General features: G+C 30.0%; 12 protein-coding genes. All 12 read right to left on the reverse strand.

What is annotated here, in order from left to right:
- Positions 1–255: 255 nt before the first annotated feature.
- Positions 256–2,040 (reverse strand): DNA helicase RecQ, encoded by a 1,785-nt coding sequence (gene recQ / locus CLCHR_RS08785; RefSeq protein WP_079439333.1) that lies wholly within the window; start codon positions 2,038–2,040, stop codon positions 256–258.
- A 155-nt stretch (positions 2,041–2,195) separates the two neighbouring features.
- Positions 2,196–4,274, reverse strand: coding sequence for an N-acetylmuramoyl-L-alanine amidase (locus CLCHR_RS08790; RefSeq protein ID WP_079439334.1), 2,079 nt, complete (start codon positions 4,272–4,274; stop codon positions 2,196–2,198).
- A 290-nt stretch (positions 4,275–4,564) separates the two neighbouring features.
- On the reverse strand, positions 4,565–5,767 hold the full coding sequence (locus tag CLCHR_RS08795) for an NAD(P)-dependent oxidoreductase (protein WP_207652310.1): 1,203 nt from the start codon (positions 5,765–5,767) through the stop codon (positions 4,565–4,567).
- 455 nt (positions 5,768–6,222) lie between these two features.
- Complete coding sequence (locus CLCHR_RS08800; RefSeq protein ID WP_079439397.1) at positions 6,223–7,161, reverse strand: AEC family transporter; 939 nt, start codon at positions 7,159–7,161, stop codon at positions 6,223–6,225.
- 53 nt (positions 7,162–7,214) lie between these two features.
- Complete coding sequence (locus CLCHR_RS08805; RefSeq protein ID WP_079439336.1) at positions 7,215–7,730, reverse strand: hypothetical protein; 516 nt, start codon at positions 7,728–7,730, stop codon at positions 7,215–7,217.
- A 79-nt stretch (positions 7,731–7,809) separates the two neighbouring features.
- A complete protein-coding gene (locus tag CLCHR_RS08810; RefSeq protein ID WP_242966006.1) occupies positions 7,810–8,454 on the reverse strand; it encodes a TetR/AcrR family transcriptional regulator in 645 nt (214 codons plus the stop codon).
- A 39-nt stretch (positions 8,455–8,493) separates the two neighbouring features.
- The gene (locus CLCHR_RS08815; RefSeq protein ID WP_079439337.1) at positions 8,494–9,726 is read right to left on the reverse strand and encodes an efflux RND transporter periplasmic adaptor subunit; all 1,233 of its coding nucleotides are present in this window, start codon (positions 9,724–9,726) and stop codon (positions 8,494–8,496) included.
- A gap of 49 nt (positions 9,727–9,775) precedes the next feature.
- A complete protein-coding gene (locus CLCHR_RS08820; protein WP_079439338.1) occupies positions 9,776–12,139 on the reverse strand; it encodes an ABC transporter permease in 2,364 nt (787 codons plus the stop codon).
- Complete coding sequence (locus CLCHR_RS08825) at positions 12,139–12,846, reverse strand: ABC transporter ATP-binding protein (protein ID WP_079439339.1); 708 nt, start codon at positions 12,844–12,846, stop codon at positions 12,139–12,141. Before CLCHR_RS08825 ends, CLCHR_RS08820 begins: the two co-directional genes overlap by 1 nt.
- A gap of 311 nt (positions 12,847–13,157) precedes the next feature.
- Positions 13,158–14,258 carry a DNA alkylation repair protein gene (locus CLCHR_RS08830; protein WP_079439340.1) on the reverse strand — a complete coding sequence of 367 codons (1,101 nt, stop codon included), beginning with the start codon at positions 14,256–14,258 and terminating at the stop codon, positions 13,158–13,160.
- Positions 14,259–14,411: 153 nt separating this feature from the next.
- Positions 14,412–16,943, reverse strand: a complete 2,532-nt coding sequence (locus tag CLCHR_RS08835) for an FAD-dependent oxidoreductase (RefSeq protein ID WP_079439341.1) — start codon at positions 16,941–16,943, stop codon at positions 14,412–14,414.
- A gap of 289 nt (positions 16,944–17,232) precedes the next feature.
- A complete protein-coding gene (gene uvsE, locus CLCHR_RS08840; protein ID WP_079439342.1) occupies positions 17,233–18,489 on the reverse strand; it encodes a UV DNA damage repair endonuclease UvsE in 1,257 nt (418 codons plus the stop codon).

The raw sequence follows: 18,489 nt of genomic DNA on the forward strand, positions 1-18,489 counted from the left end.
TACTGATCGTATATTTTTATCAATAATTTATTTTAACATAAGTTAAAATTATTTATGTTATATTAAAATTAATACAAATTTCACAAAATATTAACGTAACTTATTTTTTATTAAATTAAAATTAACAAGTTGTTGTATTGTTATTTCTCTTATTAAATATAACTAAATAGTGTGATGTAGTTAATTAAGTAGATATGGTTTTAGAACACAATATCGATATTGTTTAAAGATAAAATAAAAAGGAAGTTAAACATTTTACTGCTTAACTTCCTTTTCACCATTTTTTTTTATTATGCTTAATAATTCTTTTCCATAAGCTTCGATCTTTTTAGTTCCAACTCCTCTGATTTCTAATAATTCATCTAAAGTTTTTGGCTTGCTATTGGAGATAGAAATTAAACTTGTATCAGAGAATATTATATATGGTTTTATTCTTTCTTTATATGCCTTGTCTTTTCTCCATGATTTTAGTGCTTCAAATAGCTCTTTATTTAAAATATCCTCTCTGCTATCTAATATTTTAAATAATACTGTTTCTTTACTTTTCAGTACTCTCATTGACCTAGCATTTAACTTTAACATTGAATAAGTACCTTCTTTTAAGTCAACATATCCTTCATTTAATAAGCTTTTGATTAAATCTTTTATGAAGTTATTCCCATATTCTTTCATTAGTCCGTAAGTTGTTATCTTATCTAGATTATTTTGTATTATCTTTGGCCCCTTAAATCCCTTTAGAATATCCACAAGAACTGATACACCATATTGCTCCTTTGTTCTAAAAACTGTAGATAATATCATCTGGCTTTCCTTAGTAAAATCTTTTAATTCATCGTCATTCAAACAATTACTGCAATTATTGCAATAGCTCAATCTCCTGTCATTTCCAAAATAATTTAATATATATTTTCTATAACACTCTTTTAAGTTGCAATAATCAATCATGAGTTGAAATTTCCTAAGTTGAATTTCTCTTCTACTCATCGTTGAACTCTTGTTAATTATATATTCGACCCTACTTATATCAGATTCACTATAAAATAAATAACAATCGCACTTTTCTCCATCTCTGCCACCTCTACCTATTTCTTGGTAATAAGATTCTATATTTTGAGGAAAAGTAAAATGAATAATAAACCTAATATTAGACTTATCTATTCCCATGCCAAAAGCATTAGTTGCAATTATTATATCTAAATTTTCGTATAAAAATTCTTCCTGGAATTTTTCCTTTTCATCGTCTTTAAGTCCACCATGATATTTTCCAACGTTATATCCTAAATCTTTTAAATGGTAATGTAAATAATCCACTTCTTTTCGTGATGCACAGTAGACTATTCCTGACTGCCCTTCATTTTCCCTTATTATATCCTTAAGAGTTTCAAGCTTATCCACTTCCTTGAGTATATTAATATTTAAATTGTCTCTATTAATATCTCCTCTATATACATATGGATTTTCTAAGCCTAAAAGCTTTATAGAATCTTCTCTAACCTCACTTGTAGCTGTTGCAGTAAATGCTGATATCACCGGCTTGTTCTTTAGGCTTTTATAAAAACTTGAAATTTCTAAATAACTTTGCCTAAAATCATGACCCCACTGTGATACACAATGTGCCTCATCAATTGCAATTTGACATATATGAAGATCCTTAATCATATCTTTAAATATTCTAGATTCAAGTCGCTCGGGTGAAATATAAATTATCTTATATTCCCCTAAAGAGGCTTCTATTAATATATTTTTAATTGTATCCATATTTTGAGTACTGTTAATGTATGCTGCCTTAATTCCAACTCCAAGTAGATTGTCCACTTGATCTTTCATAAGAGATATTAGAGGTGATATTACTATGGTTACACCTTGCATAATTATAGCCGGTACTTGATAACAAATAGATTTTCCAGCACCTGTTGGCATAAGGCAAAATGTATCTAAGCCACTTAAAATACTATTTATAATCTCAAATTGACCTCTTCTTAAAGTATCAAAACCATAATATTTTTTTAAAACATAAAATATCTTCTGTTTATTATCCATACTAAAATACCTTTCTTTTATGTAATAACAAAATTACTATAAGTTCGTTTCTAATATATAGTATATACCACAAGTTTGAAATCTTAAACACAAAACAGCGGTTTAATTCTTAAAATATAAGAACTAACCACTGTTTTATTGATTTCAACTATTTTTTATGAAAGGTTATCTTCTATAGCTTCTGCGATAGCTTCTGCCACCTTTTGTTGTTCATCAGAAGATGCACATCTTATTGCTTCCTCTTCATTTGTTATAAATCCTGTTTCAACTAAAACAGCTGGCATATTAGTATTTCTAAGTACAAACAAAGTTCCAACTGCAGAGCTTTCATCACTTTTAGCTCCTCTATTATTTGTATCAATCTTTTCAGCAATACTGTCATTTATTGCCTTAGCCATTTCTTTAGATTTCTCTAATCTCTCATAATCTATGCCTCCACCATATTCAGTATCTTTAGATTTCACACTATAATAAGTTTCAACCCCTTTTACTGTTGGTATACCATCTACTGCATTATGATGTATGCTTATAAAGAAACTTGAATTTGACTTATTTGCAACCTCTACTCTGTGAGCAAGGCTATTATTTATCGAACCATAATCAGGTTTCTCTCCTTTTTCCCTTGTCATTACGACATTATATCCTCTCTTTTTAAGTTCATTTTTCAACTTAACTGCCACCTGAATATCTAAATCTGATTCACTATATGTTATTCCGTCTATTGTAGTTACAGTTCCACCATCACTATGAGCACCATAATCGTGCCCTGCATCTACTGTTATTGTTATTTTGTCATCTGACGAATTATTATTTGTTGAACCATTAGATTTTGGATCATCTTTATCATTTTGATTAAACGAGGTTTGCCTCTTCCCGTCAGCTCCGATCTTATAGCCTTCTATTGTGGTACTAGTAAGCATTTTTCCAGTTGATATATCAAGATAGTATGTATCCTTTCCAGATGTTATCCATCCAGTTGCCATAATTCCGCTTTCCTTAAAATAATACCATGCGCTATCAAGATTAACCCAACCTCTAGCCCTAGCGCCTGCATCATACAAATAATACTTATTACCACTATCATTTATCCAGCCAGTAGCCATACTTCCATCTAAACTAAAATAATATGAATGTCCATTGATACTTTTCCATCCCTTTTCCATATTACCATTATTATTGAATGAATATATTCTGTTGTCTATTACTTCAAGACCAGTAACCATACTTCCATCACCTTGAAGGAAATAACAATCATTATTTGTTCTTAGCCATCCCTTAGTAATTGCTCCTGAGTCATTTAGATAATACCATGTTCCATTATCATTTATCCAACCTGTAGCCATTGAACCATTATCCTTTAAATAATACCAATTATTATCAGGTTTTATCCATCCAGTAGCCTTTGTATTATCTGATCTATAATAATACCATTCTCCATTTTGATTCTTCCAACCAATGTTTGACATAATATTTACTGTATTATTGTCAGCACTATTTACTTCAATAGCTTTAATTGCATTCAATGCACTTGGTTTAACTTCAGGCACTCCTGGGTTTGCATTGGATGTGTTACTTGAACTTGTCTTTCCTGAATTATTAGCTACAGAATTTTGTGTTGTTGCATCAATTGCACTTTTTATACCAGAATATGAAAGTAAATCATTATATAACTGATTTACCTCTTCACCATAGGTTGGACTTGGTGCCCAGTTTCCACCTAATGAGTTTACTGTTTCAGCTTTACCTTTAATAGTTATAAATTGCCTTTCATCATAAGAATTACTTGTTGGGTATCCGCTAACTCCTGCATATAATGCTAGATGATCTAAATGTGCTTTTACACCTTCATCCCAGCTATTAAATTTTTTATGAGCACTCTTATCAGTATCTGAACCTCCAGTTGCTATCTTTAGCCCGCAAGGGTTATGAAAGCTTTCATCTAATACTCCACCAAATTTACCATAGCATGTCTCTTTCGCTGCCTGCACATAAGCAATTGCAGGGTTAATCCCTCCATGGCTAGAGTAATATTTAAAATAAAGATCTGCTAAATCAACAAATTGTTCTGTTGATCCCTTAGACTTTGCCCACTCTTTAGCTTGCTTTGCAGTGACTTGACTATCTGATACTATTCTTATGTCATTAGTTGCTGCTTGTACACCTAAAGTTGTAAATAAACTCAATACTATTACTATAGAAAAAATAAAGGTAGTAAGCTTCTTTTTAATATACATAATAACTATCCCTTCCTTCCATTCTATATTTTAGCAATATTTGTTTATAATTACAATTTAATGGTTATGCAAACAATATTAATTTTTCCTTAAATTTTAATATGTATAAGTCCATTCAGCTATATAAATGTATTGCGAAGAACTTAAAGTGAGGCAATAAGCAAACGAAAGAGAATGCATATATGTATTCTCTTTATTTGTATTGATGACACTTTAAGTATTTCATGGATAACCTAATTAAATATTATCAAAGGTATTTCTGGTTCTTCTCAATACCTTATTGTAGTAAACTATGAATTTTGTGACTCACAATACTCTTCCATAGCATCTGCAACTATTTTTGCATATGCTACAGCTTCAACCACAGTCTTAGCTCCTGTAACTACATCCCCAGAACTAAATACTCCTGCTCTCGTAGTATTACCTCTTTCATCTGCAATGATAAGTCCTGAGTTATTAGTTTCAAGTTTTGTTGTATTAGAAACTATATTTGTTTTAGGTGTTTGACTTATTGCAACAATAGTAGAATCGCACTCAAAAAATTCTTCCACACCTTCACTCTGCTCTTCTTTATTAATTAATTTCACTCCATTTTCTATTATTTCAATTGGAGACCTAAACAACTTAAACTTAATTCCGTCTTCCCTAGCTTCTTCGATTTCTTTATTGGTAGCACTCATCTTTTCAAAGTCACCTCTATAGATAATTGTAACTTCTTCACAACCATTTCTTTTTGCTGTTCTAGCAGCGTCCATAGCAACATTTCCTGCACCTATTACTGCAACTCTTTTGCCTAACCTATACACGCCTGGCGATTTAAGATAATCTATAGCGAAATGGACATTTCCTAAGGTCTCCCCTTTGATATTTAAAGTTTTAGGATTCCATACTCCTGTTCCAATAAATATTGACTTATAGCCTTCTTCGAATAATCTATCAATACTGACAACAGGTCCTATTAAAGTATTAGGTCTAATCATTACTCCTAGTTCTATAAGCTTGTCTTCCAACTTATCTATTAAATACTTAGGTAATCTATATTCAGGAATTCCATACCTTAATACTCCTCCAATTTTTTCATTGGAATCAAAAATTGTTATTTTAAAACCTCTTTTAGCTAATAAAAAAGCAATTGTTATTCCCGCTGGTCCACCACCTATAATAGCAATTCTATCTTTATTCTTTGGTAAATTCTCAAATTTTATTGAATCCAAGTATGCTTCCGATACTTCTTTTTCAATCTCATAAAATTTTACAGGTTCTTGCTTTATCCCTCTTATGCAATTTCCTGCGCATTGATTTTCGTGAGGACAAACTATTGAACATACAACTGAAAGAGGATTATTATTAAATAATATTTCCCCTGCTTCTTTAAGTTTTCCATCTTTATAGAGTGCTATAATTTCTGGAATTGGAGTACTAATAGGACAATTCGCCTTGCACTTTGAATTTTTGCATAAAAAGCATTTATTTGCTTCATCTAATAAAAACATATTATTCATCCTCCATAACATAAATTCTTGCTTATAAAACACCTTATATTTAACAATAAAATATTGATATTAATAATATTTTTCACTATAGATTTTTAAATATTCTTTTAACCTTAAATATTCAAACTCCTATCATTGTTAACGTGAACAATATCGTATTCAAGTAACCTTTCATTTCTATGACCTTCAAATATTAAATCTAATAATAACTGTTTACCACATATCTAACGATGCTTACTTCATATTAAATCACATAATAATTTAATGTCAAGTATATTTCTCTTGGAAACATTGAGTCGGATTTATATCCTTTTCATAATCTTAAACTTTTATATAAAAACATTTTATGTGTATTTTCTATAATAACTGTGAAAAATAAAAAACACCATAAAGTAATATTTACCACATCATTCTTTTATGTAAAATCGAAACTATAATTAAATTCTGAAACTAAATTATATGTAGCCACATTCTTTTATTAGAAATATCCATAAAAACATGGTAATCATTGAAAATACAGATGTAAATACGATGAGCTGCCCAGCTAATTCACCATCCCCTCCCATTTCTTCAGCCATTATAAATGCTGATGTAGCCGTTGGCGCTGAAACTAAAACCATTATATTAGCTAGTTCTACGTTTCTAAAACCTAATCCTATGGCAATAGGTAAAAATATACCTGGGATTAAAATTAATCTTCCTATAGCGCCGATTAGTAATTGTCTTGTATATTTCTTAATTTTATTTAATCTAAACGATGCACCTAAAATGATAAGTGCTAGCGGAGTTGCTACTTTAGAAAGATCATCAATTGTTTTTTCCAGTACTTGTGGTAATTTGATTCCTATAACCATTGCAATTATTCCCGCGAAACATCCTAGTATAAGAGGATTAGTTATTATACTCACGATAATCTTTCTAATATTTATATCTCCACCTCTAAAAATTTCTAAAACAACTACTGCTAAAAAATTAAATAGTGGAATTATTACTGCAATTAATAATGCTGCAACACCAGAACTTTCCTCTCCAAATAAAGATATAGTAATTGGTAATGCGAATAGAATAAAATTACTTCTAAATATTGTTTGAATTATAACTCCTCGTTTCCTATTATCTTTCTCGATTAACGGAATAATGATGCATAGAGAAACGCAACTTATTAATACAATACTAATTGCAAAAATCATCAGCCTAGAATTAAATGTTCCTTTAAAGCTTGTACTATACACATTATTGAATAATAATATAGGGAAAAATGTTTTGAATGTAACATTATTCATTTTCTTTACAGTATCACCATGAAAATGTCCAATTTTCCTTATAAAATATCCTAATATTATATTAATAAATAAAGGCATTATTACATTAAAAGATATTATCAAATTATTCATAAACATTTACCATTCCGTTTCCATCCTTGAGTACTTATAGTCCAATAAGTTTTCTATACATATGTAAAAAAATATTTGTGATTTAACATATTTAATAAATTATATATCTTTTTCCCTAAAATTATCATAATAAAATAATTTCCTATTCCATGAATTAAGTCAAATTGAAGTCCTGCTGTCCAATATGCCACCCCAGAATTCACTCCACTAAAAATCACATAAGGAATAGCAAAAAATAATCCAAATGATAATCCAAAAATTCCCGAATAAATAGCTAGCGCTAAATATTTTTCCATAAAGAAATTTATAAAAGTAAAAGTTATTACACTAAGAAGTGGCCATATTATTGCATAGCCTAACCACCAAAGCCCGAACCCATAAATGACTCCCATAATGGCTACATAAGTATAAACAATATAAAGAGTTCTTTTCCTATATATTAATGAAAATACTATAATGAATAGACTTACAACTTCGATATTAGGAAGAAAACTTAGCGCAAACTGAGACGCTGCAATAAATCCTCCTAATATTCCAAATAATATAAGTTCCTTAACATTAATCTTCATTTTTACCATCCAGTCATAAAATAAATTATAATAATTCCTTTAATAAGAATAAGTTATATTAAGCTTCGTTTAATAATTATTATTTAGATTCGCCGCTTTTATAAATTCCAAATTTCAAAATATCTAGATACTTATTAAAGTCTTCCATAATCTCATCGTAATTATTCATAACCTCATCCATTGAGACATCCTTATACCTCTGTATGTATTTGCTAGAAAGCCCATCCATACACATCATCATTAACTCTATAGCTTTCTGTGAATCAATTCCTTCTTTAAAGTTTGTTGTATCTACCTTCTCAAAAAATTCTGGTAAGTATTTAGAAGTATAATTATTATGTCTCACTGTAAGCTCTTCCTTTAAATCTTTAGGCATATTAGTAATAGCTGAAAATACTAATTTATTCATAAGAGGTTCATCTTGAATTACTTTCATCTTTTTTATGCTCACTCTCATGAATCTTTCAAATATATCCTCCGCTTCAATATCATCTAGTAAATAATACTTGTCAATCAAAGTATTTATACAATAATCAAAGAGATATAAAAATAGATTCTTCTTGCTCCCAAAATAATGAAATAGTATTCCCTTGGAAATATCAGCTTTTTTCACAATGGAATTTGTAGATGCTTTATCATATCCATTCACTGCAAATTCTTCAATGGCAGAATCTAATATTCTTTTTTTCTTATCTTCTGGTAAATTTTCAAACTTATCTATCACAACTCTAATGTTCCTCACTTTCTTTAAAATAATAGCTCTCTAACCCCTGACTTTCATTCCCTCTTTTGTATTGTTATCAGGTTTTAATACTATCCTTTCACCTTCTTCTAAACCACCTAATACTTCAATTGTCTTCTCACTTTCTATACCTTTTTTGATTTGCCTTATAACAGTTTTTCCGTCAACTACAGCAAATACACAAGAATCTCCTTTATAATCAAATACAGAACTATCAGGTATTACTAAAGTATCACTTTTTATTTCAGTGATAATTTTAATGTCTAAATCATAGCCAGGCTTTAATAAATCTGTATCATCATTAATTTCAATAGTGACCATTACTCGCTTTTGATTTACACCTAAAGAAGAAGTAATATTTTTAGCCTCTGGTGCTATTTTTATAATTTTACCTTTTAATAGTGAGTTTCCTATTGCCTTTCCGCTCACTTCAACTTCATTACCTATTTTAACCTTATAAATATCATCCGACAATATGTTAGCTTCTAATTCTAAATTTTTAGTATTATCTATTAGAAATGCTGTTGTACCTGGCACTACTATAGCATTTTCCTCCAAAAGCTTCTCAACAACAATTCCATCAATTGGTGATAATACTTGCTGCTTATCAATCTCTCTCATTATACTGTTCCTTAAAATCACAGCTTGTTCAACACCAGCTTCATAACCATTTTTAACGTAATCAGGTGTTCCCTTTTTTATCTCTTCTAATTGATTACTTGAAGATTTCAAAACAGCTTCAGCATTTTTATAAGTATCTTCCACATTATCTAGTTCCTGTTTACTTATGGCACCGGATTCATATAGTACTTTTGAATTATTCAAACTTCTTGATGCTGATTCATAGGAAACTTTAGCCTTATCAACCTCTGCCTCTGAAATTTCAATCTTATTTACATAGTTAGAGATATCAGTACCTGAAAGCTGTGATTGAGCTGCTTTAATTTTAGAATCCGCATCTTGGAGTTTTAATTCTAAGTCTTTCTTATCCATTGTAAGCAAGATATCATCTTTTTTTACAGTATCACCTACATTAAACTTTATACTATCGATTTTTCCTGCTCCCTCAACATAGACAATCTGTTTTTTAGTACTTTGAACTGTAGCTGTATCTTCAATAAATTGTTTTATTTCTCCCTTTTCAACTAGTGAAGTCTCTACTGCTTGTCCTTGTTGCATCACTATGTATACAGATATACTTGCTATACATATTACTGCTATTATTCCTGTCCAAAGCAATTTCTTCTTTTTCATATATAACACATCTCCCTTTTATATCTTAAATAGATTATCAATCAGCTTTCTATTCTTTATTCTTCAAAACTTCTAACATATCAATTGACTTAATTTTTCTCATTAACATTAAATTAGTTACAAGCGTAAAAACAAGAGTAAGTATTACAGTTATAATATAACTCCTAATTTCTACAACATAAGGTATACTGTAAGAATCTGTGCTACTATTTGCCATCATAGCACTGCCAAGCCACTTTCCAAATGGTAAGCCAATAATGATACCAAATGTTGAGATTATATAATTTTCATTAAAAATTAGTTTTTTAATTTCATTATTTGTAAACCCCAATACTTTTAAAGTAGCTAATTCTCTTTGTCTTTCAAATATATTGATTGTGGCAATATTATATAAAACTGCTATAAGCAAAATTGCTGCAAGCACAATCATTGCTCCTACGGACGATTTCATGGCTCCCATATTCTTTAAAAGAGCATTAAGTGAATCTGATTTTGATTCTACAGATGTAATTCCAGGCATATCTTTAAGTTTATTTTCAACCTCATTTTCAAATTTACCATTATCAAGCTTTAATACAGCAGAACTTGCAATCATTCCTTCACCAAGCATATTATTTAATCCATCCATAGAAGTATAGGCACTCAAACCTATATATTGAACTATAATTCCCTTAACAACTGCTTCCCGTTTTTCTTTTCCTGGGAAGAAAAACTTAATATTAACTTTATCATTTACTTTTACTCCAAGCACATTGGCAAGTTTTTCAGATATAAGTATTCCATTGTTCGGAAGATTTATTTTATTACCACTAGTATCTTCAACTCGATATATTTGTGGTTCTTCTATAAGTGCTGTTAAACCAACATCTTTACTTCTCCATCCATTTGATATTTCAACACCTGTTTCTAATACTGGCTCTAATTCCGTTACGTGCTCAATATTTTTAATGCTGCTTAATTCCTCTACACTCATTATTTTAGGGAACTTTACCTTGATATCATAATTTTGAATATTTCCATATTGTTCTTCTATCATAAAGTTCATGGAATCACTCATACTTAAAGCAACTAAAAGTAATGCTGACGAAAAAATAATTCCTAGTGAAGTTAATAATGCTCTTCTTTTATATCTAAATAAGTTTCGAAGTATAATCTTTCCCAAATTGCTGATATTGCTCCATATAAATTCTATTTTCTCAAAAAGTATTTTCTTACCAGCTTCAGGGGATTTCTCTCTCATGGCTTCGCTAGGCATAATTTTAAAAATGACCTTGCAAGAATTATACCCAGCAAACAAACTAAAAGCTAATGTCAATACGAAGGCTGGAATTACGAATTCTCCATAAATCCTAATTTCACTAAGGGGTAAACTGAAATATTGGTTATACATTTTTGTTAACCCTACCCCCATGTATGTTCCTACTACCGATCCTATTAAGCTGCCAATAACAGCAATAATCATAGAAAAGCTCATATAATAGGTAAGTACTTGAACATTGGTGAATCCCAAAGCCTTTAATACTCCAATCTGCACTCTTTGATTTTCTACCATTCTTCCCATCATAATATATATAATAATTGAAGAAACCAAAAAAAATACAATAGGGAAACTACCTCCCGTAGACTTCAATTGCTTTATTTCTTCACTTATCATCTTACTGCTTATTTGCTCATCTCTATCCATAACACTTTTCACACCATAATTCTTTAAAATCTTCCTTATGTCATCTTTAGCTGTTTCTATGCGAGTCCCATTAGAAAGATTAATAGAAATATTATTTATAAATCCCTTAGAATCAAAAATTGCTTCTCCAAAAGATTGCTTTATATAAATTATTCCGAACTTCTTATTATCCACCATTATCTCGCTTGAATCCTTTAATGTATATACAAATTCAGGACTTTTGGCTGAACCAACAATTTTAAGTTTTACCTTATTTCCATTAATGACCGGATAAATATATTCTCCTAAATTTAAGTTATTTGCCTTTAGAAAATCTTCGTCTAGAAGACATTGGTTATTATCTTCTTCTGAAAAATATCTTCCTGATTTTATTACAATATCATTTACAATATCTCTCTTTATATCTGGAAGAGTTATGAACCTCAAGGTTGCATTTTCTTCTGATAAGCTTATGCTGGCATCATTAATAATTCTCTCAGTACTCATCTTTACATATGGTAAACTTTCTATCTTGTCTTTTGCACTTGCTGGTGCTTTATAAAGATCCACCCAAATATCAGCTAATCTATATTCCTCGTAATATTGAGTACTTGAATTAGATAGATTTTTGAATACAGAATTTAATGATGTATAAAATGCAACTCCTAGAATAACAATTATTAAAATAGAAATAAACTGGCCTTTTGATTTTTTTAAATCTCTAAGTAAATTTCTAAATAAAATTTTCATTACCATTCTATCCTTTCAGGTGACTCAGGGTTTTCATTAATTGTAATTGACTCAACAGTACCACTTTTTACTTTTATAACCCTGTCAGCCATCGCAGCTATAGCTGCATTATGAGTAATAACTACTATTGTCTTATTAGAATTTTTATTAATATCATAGAGTAATTTTAAAATCAACTTTCCTGTAACATAGTCTAAAGCTCCCGTAGGTTCATCACATAAAAGCAGAAGTGGATTCTTTACTAAAGCTCTTGCTATAGCCACTCTTTGCTGCTCACCACCTGATAGCTGCGCTGGAAAATTATGAGCTCTGTCACTTAATCCAACATCCCTCATAATATCATTAGCATTTAAAGGATTATCACTAAGAGATCTTACTAATTCTACATTTTCAAGAGCTGTGAGATTTGACATTAAGTTATAAAATTGAAACACAAAACCTACTTTTTTTCGTCTGTACATAGTAAGTTCATTATCAGAATACTTTGTTATATTTTCTCCATCTATAATTACTTCACCCGAAGTCGGCCTGTCCATACCTCCGACCATATTTAAAACAGTACTTTTCCCTGATCCACTGGGCCCTAGTACAACAACAAATTCTCCTTCAAAAATTTCAAAATTCATTTCATCAGATGCCTTTACAGTCACCTCTCCCATGTTATATTCCTTTGTAACATCTTTTACTATAACAATAGGATCTTTCATTAAAATCCCCCCACTCTACACTTTTGACCATCAGGTCAATATATTGTTATTATGCTCCCTACTGACCATGTAGTCAATATATTATCTAAAACAAATACTACTACATTTTTATCTTATTTACTTAGTAAACGTTAAAGAAACCTGCTATTGCAACTAATAGCAGGTTTCTAAAATCGTTATGTTATTTTTTTAATAAATTTATGATTCCATAAAAGACGAAATTATAGGTCTATAATATTAGTCTACAGATTCGTAGCATAACGAGGCCTGAGATTCTAATACGCTGCCAATGTACTTTGTGCTACTTTTCTCTACTTTTCGAGGTTAATGATAGTGTTAGAAACTTCACATCCATTTACTAACAGTACAATTTTATGCTCTCCTTCATAATGACGACGTGTAGTGAGATTCTTCCAACTATGAGTTCTAGCTCCAGTAATATGCTCGCCACCTAGTACCGTCTTATCAGACAATAAAAATAATTTACGCGAAACATTTCCTCTCGCCTTCACAAAATCAATTCCATACTCAATCCTAATATGTACACGCTCCCCATTACGAACATAAACTTCGTATGTAAAAGTAGAATTTTCTCCTATTTTTACTGCTTTTAGATCTACGGATAAATTAGCACTAGTTACAATGGAGTTACCTTGAACATCTCCATATCCAAATAATCTCATAACTTCTGGATCAGCCTTACGAATTAATGTCCTAGCTCCATGTCTTAATATCCAATCTGTATAAGAATTTTTACCTTTCCATTTTTTTATTATTTCTATAATTGTTTCTGGATTATCTTTAGAAATATCATTTAAATTATTAGCGACACTCTTCCGAACATAAACTGATTGATCTTCTTTTAATTGTTCTAAAACAGAAATCACTGGTTTTGGATCTTTTTTAAATACTGGAATTCCTTCTCCCCATGGAAGTCGTGGGCGACATCCCTCGCTTGCCAATCTTCTTACGTGTTCATTATCACTTTTAGACCATTTAAGCATTTGCTGCATCATAAATTCTGGATCAGATATTATAAATGGTCTAACCGCAAATTCGGAAGAAGATCTCATTGTAAAACGTTCTATTGCTTTCATTGAAAGTTCCCAATGTTCAAATTTACTGCCATATACCACTACAAAATCAGGAAAGAACAGATAAGGAAATCCGATACACTCTTCATCAATTGAAAATAATACTTCTAAAGCATCCCCATATTTTTCTGGCAAATATCTCCCGAGTATTTCAGAAATTCTTCTAATTCTTTCTTTCAGTTTAAGTTCCTGCCATTTATTATCTATAACATCATCTACAAACCCTTTTTCATCAAAAATATTGTAAGTCGATTGCACCTTCCCTGCAAAACTCTCTAAAAATTCTTTACTATATATATCCTTTAAAGCATCCGCCATAAATTTCTCCTTTTTATATAATTTATTGTTTTATATATATTATAATCTATATAATTAGACAACATTATGTCATATTAAAATAAAGATTAGGGTTTGTGAATTAAACCCTAATCTTTATTTTAATATATTTATTTTTAGTTATATAAGTTTAACTTAAAACATTTCCTTGAATAATCTATTCTCTTTTACGTCTTGTGTTATCTTAGCAATATTGCTAGTATCTCCAATCAAGATAGCTCCACATAAACGATTATTTGCAAAATAGTATTTTGTATATGTCTTTTTAGCTGGATCTTTAAACTCTACTGTTTTATATTGAATTTCTGGGTTTTTACCATTATCACCAATTGCATACAATGAAGTATTAGCTCCATTAAATGTTAATGCTGCATCTACTGTTTCATAAACTAATGAATCACCTGTTGCATTAGCGCCAGCTACTTTTCCCATTTCCAAAGCTTGCGGCCATATTCCATAATTTATTCCATTATACTCTGCACAGTCTCCACATGCATAGATGTCTGATACATTAGTTTCCATATTTTCATTTACAACTATCGCTCTATTAATATTAATTCCTGCTTCTTGAGCTATCCTAGAGTTAGGCGTAATTCCGCAAGATACAACAACTAAATCTGCAGCAATAACTTCTCCACCATTAATTCTAACTCCGGTAACTGAATTTTCACCTTCTATTTCATCGATTTTCACATTTAATCTTACGTCAATTCCAGCATCTTTAATTATTTGCTCTAAGAATTTTCCACCTTCATAATCTAATTGGCGACCCATTAATTTATCTGCTAATTCTAACACTGTTACTTTACATTTTGCTTTTGCTAACTCCCATGCAGCTTCAAGCCCAAGAACTCCTCCACCTATTATAACTGCATTTTTTACTTTTGGTAGCAATTCTGTAATTTTATCTGTATCAGAAATCCTTCGGATTGCTATAACCTCTTTTTTGTCTTTTCCTGGAATTGGTGGAACAAAACATTCTGCACCTAATGCATAAATACATTTATCATATTTTAATCTAATTCCATCTTTAAAAAGTGCTTCTTTTTCCCTTGTATTAATCTTAATTAATTCTCTATCAAGTACATTTGTAATATTATTTTCTTTATACCACTCTTCATCATGTACTGCTATTTGCTTAGAATTAAATTTGGCTATCATTGATTTTGTTAACATTGGACGGTTATATCCAAGGACATTTTCATTTGAAACTAAAACTATTGAGCATGTCTCATTTCTTTCCCTTATGGCTGTTGCGGCACTAATACCAGCTGCACCGTTTCCAAGAATCAAATATATTTCATTTGTATTTTTCTTGTAATCTGAATCTTCTACTTCTACTGGTATGAAATTTTCCTTTCCAACACCACAAACTGGACATATTTCAAGACTAGAATCAAATATTTCACCACATACTAAACATTTAACTAATGTTCTTTTTGCAGATTTCTTCTTTGCATTTTCTTTATTTTGCAAAACGCATCCAAAATTATATCCATAATCATAAGCCTCACTTAATTCACTGTTACTAGGCTTAAATTTAATACGGAATCCATCATCAACGACCTTCAATTTAAGTTGTTTTAATCTTTCTATAATATGAGGAACACCTTCTCCACTCCAACCATAGCTTCCAAACGCACTAGCAAGTTTTCCGCCATGGGTTCTTGCAAACATTTTTATAGTCAAGTCCCAAATTGGTTCTAACGCTTCCCCTACAATAGTAGGAGTACCAAATAAGATACCATCTGCAAATGCTAATTCCTCAATAACTTTTGCTTTATCTTCTTCAACTAAATCATAAGATCTTACATCTATTTCTCCACTGTCTTTAATCCCTTCAGTTATCTTATTTGCTAATTCCTTTGTATACCCATAGGCACTTACATAAGGTATAATTACTGTTTTTCTTGGATTTGGATTAACTACAGTACACCATTTCTTATAAAGCTCTATGATTTCATCTATCCTACAGTCTATAACTGGACCATGCCCTGTACATATCATATTTATATCTAAATCTTTAATTCTATCTAAAGCCTTAGTCATAAACGGATTCTTAAAAGGCCCTATAATACAATCAAAATAGTACTTAGTTGCTCTTAAATATCCTTCGTTATCTGTCACTTTACTCAACAAAACTTCATCAAAACTATAATGAGAACCAAAAGAATCACAAGTAACTAAGGTTTTATCTTCCTCAATATATGTATACATTGTATCAGGCCAATGTAAATTTGGTAAAAGCATAAAACGTAAAGTTTTGTCACCTAATTCTAAAATATCGTTTTCTTTTACCGCTATACTATAAAAATCACGATTAACAATATTCTTTAAGAAGCCTATAGCAACTTGAGTTCCAACAATTTTGATATTAGGGTTTATTTCGATTAGTTTTTCTATACTTCCTGCATGGTCAGGTTCTGTATGATTTACTATAATATAGTCAATCTCTTTAATATCAACTAATTTATTTAATGCTTTCAAATATCCATCAAAGAATTTAACCTTTGCAGTTTCAAATAATACAGTTTTTTCACTTGTCTTAAGTAAATAAGAATTATATGATGTTCCAAATTCTGTTTCCATAACTATATCAAATACTTTTAAATCTGGATCTAATACTCCTGTCCAATAGAAACTCTTTTTTAATTCTAATATCTCCATATAAAATTCCTCCCTATAATTTTCATCTATATGAAAATATTATACATTGTTTTATTCTAAATAAACAGCATGTAACTTAGACTTATGTGTAACTTACAGAAAGAGAAGGTGCTCTGTTACTCGGTTGCTAGAAAAAATAATCATTTTATTATATAAGCATATTTACAAATTTGCTAAAGCTTAAAGTTAATATCTTCACTAGAAATTATAAATATTTTCATAGTTTTTCGGAGCAAAAATGTTTATAATTTCGGTAAGTTATCGCATAACTAAGAACTTTAATTATTGTTTAAAGAAAAAAGTAATAAGAATCTAAAAGATATTGTTCATTATATTTTACAGCCATCTTAAATAATTTATTTTTTATTGAATTTATAGAAACTTTACCTTGCTTATGATCTTCGATACTCTTTAAGAAACTATTTTTTTCCTTATTATCTGCTACATTTTTAAAATATCCCCAAATATGCAATGCCGCATTTATTGAGTTGCCAACTTTAGTTTCAGTTTCCATCGCATCCTCAACACAATTATAAAACTGAACTACAGGATATTTATTTTTATTTTTAAGTAAATTTCTTATCTCTAAATAATGTGAAGGAGAATCCTCTAGAACTTTATACTTATATCTTCCCCATTCTTCTTCAAGTTTTATTATCTTATTATTTTTATTAACAGAATTTATACATTTTACTGCTGAAAGATTTTTATCTTTAACTTCAAGCATTATATCTATATCTTGTCTTTCTATACTTTCATAGAAATCTAGAAATTTACTTATTCTTATTGTATTTGAATGGGAACCAGCTTTCTTTAACGGATCTTGCTGAGAGTAGTGCATTTTCTGATTCCCATCTTTTTCTTTCCAAGTCTTTTTGCATTCATTTATCAAATATAAATCGCTTTTTTCTTTATCATAACAATTTATTTCATTATGAAGATTATCAAAAACGACTGGGATGTTTAATTTCGTTCCTATTTTAAGAACATCGTTTATATTATAGGACTTATCATCATTTTCAATAACAAGTCTTTGCTTTACGGCGTCATCTAACTGCTTATAATTATCAACAAATCTATTTACCGCTTGTTCTTTATCGTTATAGACTCCACCAATATGTAATATAATTTTATGCTCTCCCTCAACTCCAAGGCTATCTAAAACCTTGGTATGATAATTCAAATCTTCAATTGCTCTACTCACAACTTCTTCACTCGGAGAATTAAGAACTGTATATTGACCTGGATGCATCGATACCCTTATGTTATTCTCTCTAATTTTCTTTCCTATAGCCAAAAATTCTTGTGAAAATATTTCCCACCAAGATAATTTGTTTAATGGGCTAGATCCAAATGGTATTAAGTCAGAAGTAATCCTAAAAAGTTTTATATTATTTTGAATATTATAATCAATGATATTTTCAATAGATTTTAAATTATATGATATTATTTCTAATAACTTTTCTTCTGTTACATTTTTAGCGGTACAGCTTTTTAAGTTTGTACCTGGAACTCCAATTGTTAAACATGCGTATCCTATACTCAT

Origin of the sequence: Clostridium chromiireducens (genome assembly GCF_002029255.1) — a bacterium.
GTDB classification, from domain to species: domain Bacteria; phylum Bacillota; class Clostridia; order Clostridiales; family Clostridiaceae; genus Clostridium; species Clostridium chromiireducens.